This window comes from Sphingomonas sp. PvP018 (genome assembly GCF_017876865.1).
Taxonomy (GTDB): Bacteria; Pseudomonadota; Alphaproteobacteria; order Sphingomonadales; family Sphingomonadaceae; genus Sphingomonas; species Sphingomonas aerolata.
This window is the reverse complement of record NZ_JAGIOU010000001.1, coordinates 2,764,858-2,777,246: the sequence shown is the minus strand read 5'-3', so window position 1 is coordinate 2,777,246 and position 12,389 is coordinate 2,764,858. Positions and strand designations below refer to the sequence as shown.

Below are 12,389 nucleotides of genomic sequence, written 5' to 3'. Positions count from 1 at the left end.
CTCGGATCCGTAACGGTCACTTGGCGACCGGCCGTTCCTTTTTCTTGTACATCGCCAGCATTCGCGCGGTGACTGCAAAGCCGCCGAAGATGTTGACGCTCGCCAGCACGACCGCGAGCAGACCGAGATATTTCGCGACCGGCGATCCCGCCGCGGCGGACGCGATCAGCGCGCCGACGATGATCACGCTGGAGATCGCGTTGGTCACCGCCATCAGCGGCGTGTGGAGCGCGGGTGTCACCGACCAGACGACATAATAGCCGACGAAACAGGCCATGACGAAGATCGACAGGATCGCGATAAAGTCCATCTCAGCCCTCCTGAGCCCCGCGAATGTTGCGAATGTTGAGACGCAAACGGGGTTTTGTATCGTGCCGGGTCATGGCTGCAAACGCGGATTGACGACCGCGCCATCGCGGGTCAGGCGGATCGCGTCGCCGATTTCCGCATCGAGCACCGGCCGCCCCGCCTCCTTGTCCCAGAAGGCACTGAGAAAGTTGAACAAATTGCGGCTGAACAATGCACTGGCGTCGGCAGCGAGCCGGCTCGGGACGTTGCGGTGGCCGACGATCCTGACGCCGTTCACCTCGACGATCTCGCCCGCGACCGCACCCTCGACATTGCCGCCCTGTTCAACCGCAAGATCGACGATCACCGACCCGGGCTTCATGCTCGCGACCTGCGCGGCCGAGATCAGCCGCGGCGCGGGGCGGCCGGGGATCAGCGCGGTGGTGATGACGATGTCCTGCTTGGCGATGTGCCCGGAGACAAGCTCGGCCTGCGCGGCCTGATATTCCGGGCTCATCTCGCCCGCATAGCCGCCCGTCCCCTCGCCCTCGATCCCGGCGACGCTTTCGACGAAGATCGGTTTCGCGCCGAGCGACTGGATCTGTTCGCGCGTCGCGGCGCGGACGTCGGTAGCGGAAACCTGCGCCCCGAGCCGGCGAGCGGTCGCGATCGCCTGGAGCCCGGCGACGCCGACCCCCATCACGAACACGCGCGCGGCGCTGATCGTCCCCGCCGCGGTCATCATCATCGGAAAGGCCCGGCCATATTCAGCCGCGGCGTCGAGCACCGCCTTGTAGCCCGACAGGTTCGACTGCGAGGACAGGATGTCCATCGACTGCGCGCGCGTGATCCGCGGCATGAACTCCATCGCCAGCGCCTCGAGGCCCGCCGCGGCATAGGCATCGACCCGGGCGCGCTCGCCAAAGGGATTGAAGCTCGCGACGACCCAGGCGCCGGGCGCGGCGCCCGCCAGCGTTGCCGGATCCGGCGCCTGCACGCCGAGCACGATGTCCGCACCCGAAATCGCCGCTGCCCGGTCGGTGACGCTCGCCCCCGCATCGGCATAGGCGGCGTCGGCGATCGACGCGGACTGGCCGGCCCCCGCCTCGACCGCGAGCGTCGCGCCCAGCGCGACGAACTTGCGGACGGTTTCTGGCGTCGCGGCAACCCGCCGCTCGCCGTCCACCTGCTCCTTGAGGACGGCGATCTTCATCGGATCAGGAAATCAGCCAGATGACGATCGCGACGATCACCGCACAGGCGATCGCGCCGATCTTCATCACACCGATGACGCTGTCATAGGTCGCAGCATGACCCTTGATGTTTGCATCGTCCGCCATGATCCGTCCCTCGCCATTCTGTTATCGGTGCGACCTTATCGGGCCGGTGCCCCAGCCTCAACCCCCGCGCTTCCAAACCCCGGCTTCACGCCGTCGTGCAGCCGCCGCGACACGATCGGAGCGCTTCGCAACCGCCCCAAAGCGATATTTAAGTCGCCCTTTACCTGAAAACGCTAAAGACTGTCCGCAAACGGGACAGGATTCGCCATGACGCGCAACGGGCAGCGCCTGCTACTACTGATCGACAACGAGCCTGCACAACGGCGGCTGGTGTCCGCACTGGCGTCGCGTGGCGGCTGGCGGACCGTGTTCGCGAGCGACGGCGAGATGGCGATCGCCACGCTCGGCACGCAGGACGGGATGCAGCTCGACGCGATCATCCTCGACCATTCCGCACCGCATGAGGACGCCTCGGCGGTGATCGCCGAGCTGCGCAATCGCCGTCCGGCACTGCCGATCCTGATGCTGACCGCGAACGGATCGGTCGAGCATGCGGTGAACGCGATGCGCGCGGGCGCGACCGATTTCCTGGTCAAGCCGCTCGCGCCCGACCGGCTGCTCGCCTCGCTCGATGCGGTCGTCGCCGGCACGACCGCGGGCGAATTGCGCCCGCTGACCGAGAAGATCCCCGCGCTGCTCGCGTTCGACGAGATCGTCGGCTCGTCGCCCGATTTCCGCGCCGCGCTGGCGATCGCCGCCAAGGCCGCGCGCGGCCGCGTCGCGATCCTGCTCGAAGGCGAAAGCGGGGTCGGCAAGGAGGTCGTGGCGGAGGCGATCCATGCGGCGTCGCCACGCGCCAAACGCCCCATGATCAGCGTCAATTGCGGCGCGATCCCTGCCAATCTTGTCGAGAGCGAGCTGTTCGGCCACGAGGAAGGCGCCTTTACCGGCGCGTTCGAGCGCAAGATCGGCCGGTTTCGCGAGGCGGACGGCGGCACGCTGTTCCTCGACGAGATCGGCGCGATGCCGATCGACGCGCAGATCAAGCTGCTTCATCTGCTCGATACGGGCGACGTCCATGCACTCGGTGCGCGGCATCCGCAGCAGGTCGATGTCCGGGTGATCGCCGCGAGCAACACGACGCTGATCGACGAGGTCGAGGCGGACCGGTTTCGCGAGGACCTCTATTACCGGCTGAACGCGGTGCAGGTGACGATCCCGCCGCTGCGCGAGCGGACCGGCGACATCCCGGCGCTTGCCCGCCACCTGCTCGCGCGGATCGCGCAGCAGCCGGGACTGCGTCCGCTCGGGATCACCGACGATGCGCTGGCGCTGCTGGTCCAATATGACTGGCCGGGCAATGTCCGGCAGATGCAGAACGCGCTCTTCCGTGCCGCGGTGCTGTGCGAGAGCGACGCGCTGACGCGGGCCGATTTCCCGCAGATCGCGGCGCTCGGCAGCCGCCGCCGGCCTGAGCCCGCGAGCGCGGCCACTGGCGGCGGGGTGACGCTGTTCAGTGCCGACGGGCATCTGCGCACGCTGGAGGAGATCGAATCGGACCTCATCCGGCTGGCCATCGGTCATTATCGCGGGCGGATGACCGAGGTCGCGCGGCGGCTCGGGATCGGGCGGTCGACGCTGTACCGCAAGCTCGCGGAGCTCGGGATCGACAACGTCGCCTGACCCCAAGCGACGTTGTCCTGGAGCCGGACGAAAGGCGGCGACCTACCAGAGCACGCCCTTGACCGGCTTCAGCGGCTCGGGGGCCTCGTCGCCGATCGCCTGGAGCAGGTCGATCTCGATCGTGCGGCACATCGCGTTGAGCGGCACGTCGTGGATCGTGTCCGCGAACGGATCGACGAGGTCGTCGCCGATCTGAAGCACCGCGAGGAACATCAGCCCTGCAATCGTCGAGCCGATCGGGGTTGCGAAGCCGAGCGTCTCGACCAGCCCGATCGGCAACAGGATGCAGAACAGCCGGGTGAAGAGCGTCGGGAAGAACCGATACTGGTTGGGCAGCGGGGTGTTCTTGATCCGCTCCATCCCGCCCTGCGCATTGGCGATATCGACCAGCAGCCGTTCGAACGACGCCTGCTGGATCGTGTCGATCCAGCCGTTGCGGCGGGCGATGTCGATCCGCCGTCCGGTGCCGTCGAGCAGGCCGTTGGCGGGATTGGTCCGCGCGAGGGCGAACGACGCCTCGTCCTCCGACAGGAACCGCAGGACATCGGGCGCGACCGGCTGGCGGCGCAACTGACAGCGCAGCGCGTTCACATAGGCGATCTGGCGCAGGACGATCGTCCGCTTGAGATCATGGCCTTCGGGTTCGGGGAGCAGGTTGCGCGTCATGCGGGCAAGGCTGCGCGAGGCGTTGGTCATCAGCCCCCAGAGGCCGCGGCTTTCCCACCAGCGCTGATAGGCGGAATTGTCGCGAAAGCCGAGGAACAGCGCGAGCGCGGTGCCGAACAGCGTCAGCGGCAGCGACGGCGCGTGAAAGGGCAGGACATAATAGGTGATGGTTACCACGACGTCCCAGACAAAGAGCCCGAGCAACGGGCGCCAGACTTCGCTGAGGATCTGGCTTAGGCGCGGTGTTGCGGTAACGATCAAACGAAAGGCTCCTTGCTGACGCCTTGTCTAATGCGCGATCGCGCATTTCGCTGCAATGCGGCGATATTCCGCCCCGAACATGTGACCAGAAGATCGGGGCCGGGTCAGCCACCGACAAGTGCGAGGTCACGCATCCCGCGCCAGACACGCAGCGCCTGAACGGTCTCGGCGACGTCGTGGACGCGCAGGATCTGGACGCCCGCCTCGACACCCTTGAGCGCAAGCGCGAGCGATCCGGCGAGCCGGTCGCCGACCGGGGCCTCGTTCGACAAAGCGCCGATCAGCCGCTTGCGGCTCGCCCCGAGCAGGATCGGGCAGCCAAGCCCGTGGAATATCGCGAGGCCGTTGAGCAGCGCGAGATTGTCGGCGAGCGTCTTGCCGAAGCCGATGCCGGGATCGACGATGATCCGCGTGCGATCGACCCCGCCCGCGACGACCGCGGCGATCCGCGCCTCGAGCCAGTCGAACACGTCGGTGACGACGTTTGCGTAGCCGGTCCGTCCGTGGCCGCCCTTGCGGGGGTCGGGCGAGTGCATCAGCACGACCGGACAGCCGCTGGCCGCGACGACCTCGAGCGCGCGGTCGTCCCACAGCAGGGCGGCGACGTCGTTGACGATATGCGCGCCGGCGGCGAGCGTCGCCGCCATCACGCCCGCCTTGCGCGTGTCGACCGAGACGATCGCGCCGGCGCGGGCGAGCCGCTCGACGACGGGGACGAGCCGGGCGATCTCGTCGCCTTCCCAGACCGCCGCCGCACCGGGGCGGGTCGATTCGCCGCCGACATCGATCATCGTCGCGCCCGCCGCGGCCATGTCGATCCCGGCGGCCGCGGCGGCGGCGGGGTCGTCGACATGTTTGCCGCCGTCGGAGAAGCTGTCCGGGGTGACGTTGAGAATAGCGGCGACGAGCGGCTGGTCGAAACGCAGCATGCGCTCGCCGAGCGGGAGGGGCGCGCGGGGCGCGGTGATGAGCGCGTGAAGATGCGCCGCGCGGTCGCCCAAAGTCGCGACGTCGGCGACGGGGATCGTGCGACGGGTCCCGCGCTCGATCACCTCATAGGCGGCGAACCACTGCATCCCGCCCGCGAGCCGCGCGACGCTGCCGTCGGGATGGCCGATCGGGGTGTCGACGAACTGGACGGGGCGGAGGTGGAAGGTCATCGAGCTACTCCGTCAGCGGGGTGTGCCGGATATGACCGTTCCCACTATTGGCCAAGCGCGATTTGTTTCCCCGCGAAGGCGGGGACCCAGCCTGGGCTCCCGCCTTCGCGGGAGAACAGGTTCAAGCAGGACCTATCGATACCGCTGCACGGTAAAGCTCAGACCGTCGTCGCCAGCAGATAGGTCTGGCGGAGATCGTCGATCGGTTTCAGCCCCTTGTCGCTCTCGTAATGCCAGAAGCTCCAGCCATTGCAGGCGGGTGCGTTCTGGAGCGTCGAGCCGAGCTTGTGGATCGAGCCGATCGTGCCGCAATCGCTGAGCAGCGAGCCGTCCGCGCGGATCGTCGCGCGCCAGCGGCGCTTGCCGTCGGTCAGCACCGTGCCGGGCGCGAGATACGCGTTCTCGACGAGCACGCCGAACGCGACCTTGGGCTGCGCGCGCGGGCTCATCATCGTCGCCAGCGCGGATTCGTCGAGCGGCAGCGCGGCCTCGATCCGCTCCTGCGCCGCCTCGATATACTCGCCCTCGCGGTCGATCCCGATCCAGCTGCGCCCCAACCGCTTGGCGACCGCACCGGTCGTGCCGGTGCCGAAAAACGGGTCGAGCACGACGTCGCCGGGCTTGGTGCAGGCGAGCAGGATCCGGTAGAGCAGCGCCTCGGGCTTCTGCGTCGGATGGACCTTGGTGCCGTTCTTCTTCAAGCGCTCGGGCCCGCCGCAGATCGGGAATTCCCAGTCGCTGCGCATCTGCAGTTCGTCGTTGAGCGTCTTCATCGCGCGGTAGTTAAAGGTGTATTTCGCCTTCTCGCCCTTCGACGCCCAGATCAGCGTCTCGTGCGCGTTGGTGAAGCGCGTGCCACGGAAATTGGGCATCGGGTTGGTCTTGCGCCAGACGATGTCGTTGAGGATCCAGTAGCCGAGATCCTGCACCGCCGCGCCGACGCGGAAGATGTTGTGATAGCTGCCGATCACCCAGATGCTGCCATCGTCCTTGAGGATCCGGCGTGCTTCCTTCAGCCAGGCGCGGGTGAAGCGGTCATAGGCGGCGAAGGTGTCGAACTTGTCCCACTCGTCGGTGACCGCGTCGACATGGCTGCCATCGGGGCGATAAAGCTCGCCGCCGAGCTGAAGATTGTAGGGCGGGTCGGCGAAGATCATGTCGATCGAGTTCGACGGCAGCGCCTTCATGCGCTCGATACAGTCGCCGCGCAGGATCTGGTCGAGCGGCAGCGCGGGCTGCACGGCCGGCGCCGCTACCTTCTTTACCGCGCGCGGCCGCGCGATCGTGTCGATCAAACCCATGTTTTTGCGCCCCTTGTCGACCCCCATAGCTGCGGAATTGTCCGACTCCGTCAAGCAGAGTTTGATGAACGGCGCGCGGGCGCGAATCCGTCGGTGCGACCAAACGAGTCGCCGTCGCCCAGATGTTGAGTCGTGACAGACTCGCGCCTCAAGCCCTTGGGGTGTGGCGCGAAAGACTCAGTTCGTCGTTTCCTTCGCGAAAAGGCCCTCGCGCGTCAGATAGGCCGCCGCGACGGGGGCGAAACTGCGGCGATGAATCGGTGTGGGGCCATGATCGCGCAGCGCCTTCATGTGGTGCGCGCAGCCATAGCCCTTGTTCGAATGCCAGTTATATTCGGGGTGGACGTCGGCGGCGGCGATCATGATCAGGTCGCGCGTGTGCTTGGCGACGATCGAGGCGGCGGCGATCGACAGCGATTTCGCATCGCCCCCGACCAGCGGGGTGGCGGGGTAGGTCCAGCGCGGCAGGCGGTTGCCGTCGACGAGGACGTGGCCGGGCGCGTGGCCGAGTTCGGTGGCGAGCGCGTCGACCGCGAGCGTCATCGCCTTCATCGTCGCCCAGTAGATGTTGAGCGTGTCGATCTCGTCGGGCTCGACGATGCCGATACCGACGATCGCACAGCCCTTGAGCCGCGCGCAGAGCCGTTCGCGCTCGGAGGCGGAGAGCTTCTTCGAATCGTCGATGCCGCGGGGCACGCCCTTTGACGGCAGGATCACCGCGGCGGCGACGACCGGGCCGGCGAGCGGACCGCGACCGGCCTCGTCGACGCCGGCGACGGGGCCGACGCAGAGCTTTTCATGTTTCATGCCGGGCATGTGCGGTCTTTCAGCTGGTCGAACGGGCTGACGCCGAGCGCGTGCCCCATCGGCCCGTGCCCTGCGCCAAGCCCCGGCGGCTGCGCAAGTGCGGCGCGGACGAACGCGATCGCGCGCGCGATGGCTGCGTCGAGCGGCATGCCCTGCGCAAGGCCGGTAGCGATGCCGCTGGCGAGCGTGCAGCCGGTGCCGTGTGCGTGACGCGTTTCGATGCGGGGGTTGGTCCAGAGGGTTTCGCCGGCGTCGGTGACGAGGCGGTCGGTGACGCGCGGGCCTTCGGCATGGCCGCCCTTGATGAGCACGGCGGGCCCGAGGGCACGCACCGCCGCCTCGCCGCCCAGCGCTGCCAGTTCGGGGAGGTTGGGGGTGACGAGCGTGGCGATCCGCATGAGGCGGGCGAAGGCGGCGATCGTGTCGGGGGCGGCGAGCACCGAGCCGCTGCTGGCGATCATGACCGGGTCGAAGATGATCGGTATCGGGTCGCGGGAAGACATTGACGTCAGGCGGTCGGCGACGGCGTTGGCGGTCTGGGCCGAGCCGATCATGCCGATCTTTACCGCGTCGACGCCGATGTCGGACACGACCGAATCGATCTGCGCGAGGACGATGTCGGTGGGCACCGGGTGGACCGCCTGTACGCCGAGCGTGTTCTGCGCGGTGATCGCGGTGATGGCGGTCATCGCGTGGCCACCGAGCATCGTGACGGTCTTGATGTCCGCCTGGATGCCGGCGCCGCCGCCTGAATCGGAGCCGGCGATGATGAGGAGTCTCGCGGTCATTGGCGGTGCCGGGCGGGGTTGGAGGTCATGGGTCGGGCTATGGCATAGTCGGTGCGGTGCGGGACAGGGCCATGCCCTCGCCACCTCTCCGGCGGAGGCCGGGACCCAGTTGGGGAACGTCGCTGGCTGAGCGCAGCGCTTCGTTACTGCGACCTTGCCAACTGGGCCCCGGCCTTCGCCGGGGTGGTTGAGGTTGGGAGAGGAGTTTAGTGCCGCCGGCCCGAGGCCGGCCTTTGCGGGGGGGCATCGCCGAACCGGGTCGGGCGGTCGAGGAGTTCGCCGCCGCAATTGGGACAGCGCTCGTCGAGCGCGTCGGCGCAGGAGGCGCAGAAGGTGCATTCGTACGAGCAGATGAACGCGCCGGGCGCGTCGGCGGGAAGCTCGGCGGCGCAGCGTTCGCAGGCGGGGCGCATCTCGAGCATCAGGCGGCGACCTTGCGGACGGCGTCGCAGATCCGGTCGACGACGCGCCCGACCTGACCCGGATCATCGCCCTCCGCCATCACGCGGATCACGGGTTCGGTGCCCGACGGGCGGATGACGAGCCGGCCCTTGCCGGCGAGTTCGGCCTCGGCCTGCGCGATCACCGCTTTCACCGCCTCGTCGTCGAGCGGCTTGCCGCCGCCGAACCGGACGTTCTTCAACAGTTGCGGCAGGGGCTCGAACCGGTGGAGCACCTCGCCCGCGCGCGCGCCCGAGCGCTTGACCTCGGCGAGGATCTGGAGGGCTGCGACCAGGCCGTCGCCGGTCGTGGCATAGTCGCTCAGGATGATGTGCCCCGACTGCTCGCCGCCGACATTATAGCCGCTGGAGCGCATCTTTTCGAGCACGTGGCGATCGCCGACCTGGGTGCGGACCAGCCCGAGCCCCTGCGCGGCGAGATGGCGTTCGAGGCCGAGATTGGACATCACGGTGGCGACGAGGCCGCCGCCCTTGAGCCGCCCCTGCCGCGCCCAGCTTGCCGCGATCGTCGCCATCAGCTGATCGCCGTCGACGATCGTGCCGGTCTCGTCGACGACGATCAGCCGGTCGGCGTCGCCGTCGAGCGCGATGCCGATATCCGCGCCGCTCGCGACGACCGTCTCGGCGAGCGCCTGCGGTGCGGTCGAGCCGACGCCGTCATTGATGTTGGTGCCGTCGGGCGTGACGCCGATCGCGACGACGTCCGCGCCGAGTTCCCACAGCGCCGAGGGGGCGACCTTGTAGGCGGCGCCGTTCGCGCAATCGAGCACGATCCGCATCCCGTCGAGCCGCAGATTTTCCGGGAAGGTCGACTTGGCGAAATGGATGTAGCGCCCTTGAGCATCGTCGATCCGGCGCGCGCGGCCGATCTTGCTCGACGCGACGAGCGGCACATCACCGTCGATCAGCGTCTCGATCGCGGTCTCGGCCTCGTCGGACAGCTTGAAGCCGTCGGGGCCGAACAGCTTGATCCCGTTATCGGCATAGGGGTTGTGGCTGGCGGAGATCATCACGCCGATATCGGCGCGCATCGACTGGGTCAGCATCGCGACCGCAGGCGTCGGCATCGGCCCGACCATCACCACGTCCATGCCGACGCTGGTGAAGCCCGCGACCAGCGCGGATTCAAGCATATAGCCCGACAGCCGCGTGTCCTTGCCGATCACGACGCGGTGCCGGTGATCGCCGCGCAGGAAATAGGCGCCCGCCGCCATGCCGACCTTCATCGCCATCTCCGCGGTCATCGGCGATGCGTTGGTGGCACCGCGAATGCCGTCGGTGCCGAAATATTTCCTTGCCATCGTCAATGCTTTCCGTCCGGTATCGCTCTCTGGCATCGCTGATAGCGCGGTGGAACACGAAGGGCGAGCATGTCGCAGACTACACGGATACTCGCAGCGCTGTTCGGCGGCATCGGGATCGGCATCGCCGCGGCGGCCTGGTCGCCGGCCCACGCGCTCGCGGCGACGGCGGTGACACAGCCGATCGGCGCGGCCTGGCTGCACGGGTTGCAGATGGTGATCGTGCCGCTCGTCGTCGGGCTGCTCGTCACCGGGATCGGCGCGACGACCGAGGCGGCACGCGCCGGGCGGATCACGATGCGGGCGATGGTGATGATCGTCGTCATCCTGTGGAGTTCGACGATCATGTCCGCGCTGGTGATGCCGCTGATCCTCGATGCCTTCCCGCTGCCACGCGGGCTCGGCGCCGCGCTCCGCGCCGCGCTGACCGGTGCCGCCCCGGTCGGGCCGGTGCCGGGGATCGGCGCGTTCTTCGACACGATCGTGCCGACCAACATCGTCGCCGCGGCATCGAGCGATTCGTTCCTGCCGCTCACCGTCTTCGCGCTGACGTTCGCCTTTGCCGTGACGAAGCTGCCCGACGATCGCCGCCGCGTGCTGACCGGCTTCTTCCAGGCGGTCGTCGACGCGCTGCTGATCATCATCAAATGGGTGCTGAAGCTCGCGCCGATCGGCATCTTCGCGCTCGCCTACGGGGTCGGTGCGCGCACCGGGACGGCGGCGTTCGGCGCGCTGCTGCACTATATCGTCTGCGTCTCGGCGATCGGCTTCATCGTCCTGCTGAGCGCCTATCCGATCGGGATGATCGGCGGCCGGGTCAGCCTGGGCCGGTTCGCGCGCGCGGTCGCGCCGGCGCAGGCGGTGGCGATCAGCACCCAGTCGTCGCTCGCCTCGCTGCCGGCGATGCTGAAGGCCTCGACCGAGCTCGGCGCGTCGCCCGCCACCGCCGGGATCGTCCTGCCGCTGTCGGTCGCGGTGTTCCGCGCGACCAGCCCGGCGATGAACCTCGCGGTCGCGCTGTACGTCGCGCACTGGCTGGGGCTGCCGATCGGGCCGGGACAGATGGCCGCGGGCGTCGCGACCGCGGCGATCACGACGATGGGGTCGATCTCGCTGCCCGGCACGATCAGCTTCGTCGCCTCGGTCGCGCCGGTCGCGCTGGCGATGGGCATCCCGCTCGAGGTGCTCGGTCTGCTCATCGCGGTGGAGACCATTCCCGACCTGTTTCGCACCGTCGGGAACGTGACGATGGACACCGCCGTCACTATCTCCGTCGCGGCGCGGTCCGATCACGGCGGCGGCGCCGAGGAGATTCCGCATGAAGTATCGCACGCTCGGCCCTGATTTCGAGGTTTCCGCGCTTGGCCTCGGCTGCATGCCGATGGCCGGGGTCGGCAAGGACATGTACGGCAGCGCCCCCGCCGACGAGAGCATCGCGACGATCCACCGCGCGATCGAGTTGGGCGTGACGCTGTTCGACACCGCCGAAATCTATGGTCCGCTGATCAACGAGGAGCTACTCGGCAAGGCGATCCGGGGCAAGCGCGACGGCGTCGTGATCGCGACCAAGTTCGGCTTCCGCTATGACGAGAACGGCATGACCGGCGTCGACAGCACCCCCGCCAATGTCCGGCGTGCGTGCGAGGGGTCGCTCAAGCGGCTCGGCGTCGAGACGATCGACCTGCTCTACCAGCACCGCGTCGATCCGGGCGTGCCGATCGAGGAGACGGTGGGCGCGATGGCGGAGCTGGTCCGCGAGGGCAAGGTGCGGCATCTGGGGCTGTCGGAAGCCGGGCTCGACACGATCCGGCGCGCTGCGGCGACGCATCCGATCGCGGCGCTGCAGAGCGAATATTCGCTGTGGGAGCGCGGGGTCGAGGACGAGATCCTGCCGCTGTGTCGCGAGCTGGGCATCGGGTTCGTGCCCTATTCGCCGCTCGGGCGCGGGTTCCTGACCGGGCAGATCACCGCGCGCTCGGACCTGCCCGAGGGCGATTACCGCCGCAACGACCCGCGCTATTCGGACGCAAACTTCGCCAAGAACATGGAGATGGTCGCGGTGGTGAAGGGTATCGCCGATACGCATGGGGCGAGTCCGGCGCAGGTCGCGCTGGCGTGGCTGCTGGCGCAGGGTGACGACATCGTACCGATCCCGGGGTCGAAGCGTCGCGTCACGCTGGAGGACAGCATGAAGGCGGCCGAGGTCACGCTGTCGGCGGACGATCTGGCGAAGCTTGATGCGGCGGCGCCGAGGGGTGGCACCGCGGGGCCTCGTTATGGTGCGAAGGCGCTGTCGATGACGCGGATCTGAGAGATCCGCTAACCCCCTAGAATCGTCATCCCCGCGCAGGCGGGGATCCAGACTGGCAAGCCGTGGTCTATCACGAACTGCA

The 12,389-nt window shown here is 68.3% G+C and carries 13 protein-coding genes; 3 read left to right on the top strand and 10 right to left on the bottom strand.

The features are described 5' to 3' along the window. Positions 1-16: 16 nt before the first annotated feature. From J3A66_RS12345 to J3A66_RS12335, 3 genes are all read right to left on the bottom strand, one after another. Positions 17-310 (bottom strand): NAD(P) transhydrogenase subunit alpha, encoded by a 294-nt coding sequence (locus J3A66_RS12345; RefSeq protein ID WP_031394789.1) that lies wholly within the window; start codon positions 308-310, stop codon positions 17-19. Positions 311-379: 69 nt separating this feature from the next. After that, entirely contained in the window at positions 380-1,501 is a 1,122-nt protein-coding gene (locus tag J3A66_RS12340; protein WP_209569128.1) for an NAD(P) transhydrogenase subunit alpha, read from the bottom strand. A gap of 4 nt (positions 1,502-1,505) precedes the next feature. Next, the gene (locus J3A66_RS12335) at positions 1,506-1,628 is read right to left on the bottom strand and encodes an aa3-type cytochrome c oxidase subunit IV (RefSeq protein ID WP_031396100.1); all 123 of its coding nucleotides are present in this window, start codon (positions 1,626-1,628) and stop codon (positions 1,506-1,508) included. Positions 1,629-1,835: 207 nt separating this feature from the next. On the opposite strand from J3A66_RS12335, the gene J3A66_RS12330 reads away from it, so the two are divergent. After that, positions 1,836-3,251, top strand: coding sequence for a sigma-54 dependent transcriptional regulator (locus tag J3A66_RS12330; protein WP_209569126.1), 1,416 nt, complete (start codon positions 1,836-1,838; stop codon positions 3,249-3,251). 42 nt (positions 3,252-3,293) lie between these two features. Here the strand turns inward: J3A66_RS12330 and J3A66_RS12325 are convergent, their stop codons facing one another. The 7 genes from J3A66_RS12325 to glmM form a co-directional block, all read right to left on the bottom strand. Next, complete coding sequence (locus J3A66_RS12325) at positions 3,294-4,178, bottom strand: bestrophin family ion channel (RefSeq protein ID WP_031396098.1); 885 nt, start codon at positions 4,176-4,178, stop codon at positions 3,294-3,296. A 104-nt stretch (positions 4,179-4,282) separates the two neighbouring features. Further along, on the bottom strand, positions 4,283-5,338 hold the full coding sequence (gene folP, locus J3A66_RS12320; protein ID WP_209569124.1) for a dihydropteroate synthase: 1,056 nt from the start codon (positions 5,336-5,338) through the stop codon (positions 4,283-4,285). A gap of 158 nt (positions 5,339-5,496) precedes the next feature. Continuing rightward, positions 5,497-6,639 carry a site-specific DNA-methyltransferase gene (locus tag J3A66_RS12315; protein ID WP_056675158.1) on the bottom strand — a complete coding sequence of 381 codons (1,143 nt, stop codon included), beginning with the start codon at positions 6,637-6,639 and terminating at the stop codon, positions 5,497-5,499. A 177-nt stretch (positions 6,640-6,816) separates the two neighbouring features. Continuing rightward, a complete protein-coding gene (locus J3A66_RS12310) occupies positions 6,817-7,455 on the bottom strand; it encodes a ribonuclease HII (protein WP_209569121.1) in 639 nt (212 codons plus the stop codon). Next, positions 7,443-8,234: a bifunctional hydroxymethylpyrimidine kinase/phosphomethylpyrimidine kinase gene (thiD, locus tag J3A66_RS12305; protein WP_209569119.1), complete on the bottom strand. Its 792-nt coding sequence runs from the start codon at positions 8,232-8,234 to the stop codon at positions 7,443-7,445. Before thiD ends, J3A66_RS12310 begins: the two co-directional genes overlap by 13 nt. Before the next feature lie 206 nt (positions 8,235-8,440). Continuing rightward, complete coding sequence (locus tag J3A66_RS12300) at positions 8,441-8,656, bottom strand: DUF1272 domain-containing protein (protein ID WP_031395385.1); 216 nt, start codon at positions 8,654-8,656, stop codon at positions 8,441-8,443. Next, complete coding sequence (gene glmM, locus J3A66_RS12295; RefSeq protein ID WP_209569117.1) at positions 8,656-9,996, bottom strand: phosphoglucosamine mutase; 1,341 nt, start codon at positions 9,994-9,996, stop codon at positions 8,656-8,658. Before glmM ends, J3A66_RS12300 begins: the two co-directional genes overlap by 1 nt. Positions 9,997-10,065: 69 nt before the next feature. On the opposite strand from glmM, the gene J3A66_RS12290 reads away from it, so the two are divergent. Together J3A66_RS12290 and J3A66_RS12285 are read left to right on the top strand one after the other, a co-directional pair. Continuing rightward, positions 10,066-11,340, top strand: a complete 1,275-nt coding sequence (locus J3A66_RS12290) for a cation:dicarboxylase symporter family transporter (RefSeq protein WP_056406869.1) — start codon at positions 10,066-10,068, stop codon at positions 11,338-11,340. Further along, positions 11,315-12,307, top strand: a complete 993-nt coding sequence (locus tag J3A66_RS12285) for an aldo/keto reductase (protein ID WP_209569115.1) — start codon at positions 11,315-11,317, stop codon at positions 12,305-12,307. The genes J3A66_RS12290 and J3A66_RS12285 overlap by 26 nt, the downstream gene beginning before the upstream one ends. The last annotated feature ends 82 nt before the right edge of the window (positions 12,308-12,389 follow it).

Bases quoted from the DNA above. Each gene is read 5' to 3' on its own strand.
- J3A66_RS12315 (WP_056675158.1), bottom strand. From the start codon at position 6,639: ATGGGTTTGATCGACACGATCGCGCGGCCGCGCGCGGTAAAGAAGGTA.
- J3A66_RS12335 (WP_031396100.1), bottom strand. From the start codon at position 1,628: ATGGCGGACGATGCAAACATCAAGGGTCATGCTGCGACCTATGACAGC.
- J3A66_RS12300 (WP_031395385.1), bottom strand. From the start codon at position 8,656: ATGCTCGAGATGCGCCCCGCCTGCGAACGCTGCGCCGCCGAGCTTCCC.
- thiD (WP_209569119.1), bottom strand. From the start codon at position 8,234: ATGACCGCGAGACTCCTCATCATCGCCGGCTCCGATTCAGGCGGCGGC.
- J3A66_RS12340 (WP_209569128.1), bottom strand. From the start codon at position 1,501: ATGAAGATCGCCGTCCTCAAGGAGCAGGTGGACGGCGAGCGGCGGGTT.
- J3A66_RS12310 (WP_209569121.1), bottom strand. From the start codon at position 7,455: ATGCCCGGCATGAAACATGAAAAGCTCTGCGTCGGCCCCGTCGCCGGC.
- glmM (WP_209569117.1), bottom strand. From the start codon at position 9,996: ATGGCAAGGAAATATTTCGGCACCGACGGCATTCGCGGTGCCACCAAC.
- folP (WP_209569124.1), bottom strand. From the start codon at position 5,338: ATGACCTTCCACCTCCGCCCCGTCCAGTTCGTCGACACCCCGATCGGC.
- J3A66_RS12290 (WP_056406869.1), top strand. From the start codon at position 10,066: ATGTCGCAGACTACACGGATACTCGCAGCGCTGTTCGGCGGCATCGGG.
- J3A66_RS12285 (WP_209569115.1), top strand. From the start codon at position 11,315: ATGAAGTATCGCACGCTCGGCCCTGATTTCGAGGTTTCCGCGCTTGGC.
- J3A66_RS12330 (WP_209569126.1), top strand. From the start codon at position 1,836: ATGACGCGCAACGGGCAGCGCCTGCTACTACTGATCGACAACGAGCCT.
- J3A66_RS12345 (WP_031394789.1), bottom strand. From the start codon at position 310: ATGGACTTTATCGCGATCCTGTCGATCTTCGTCATGGCCTGTTTCGTC.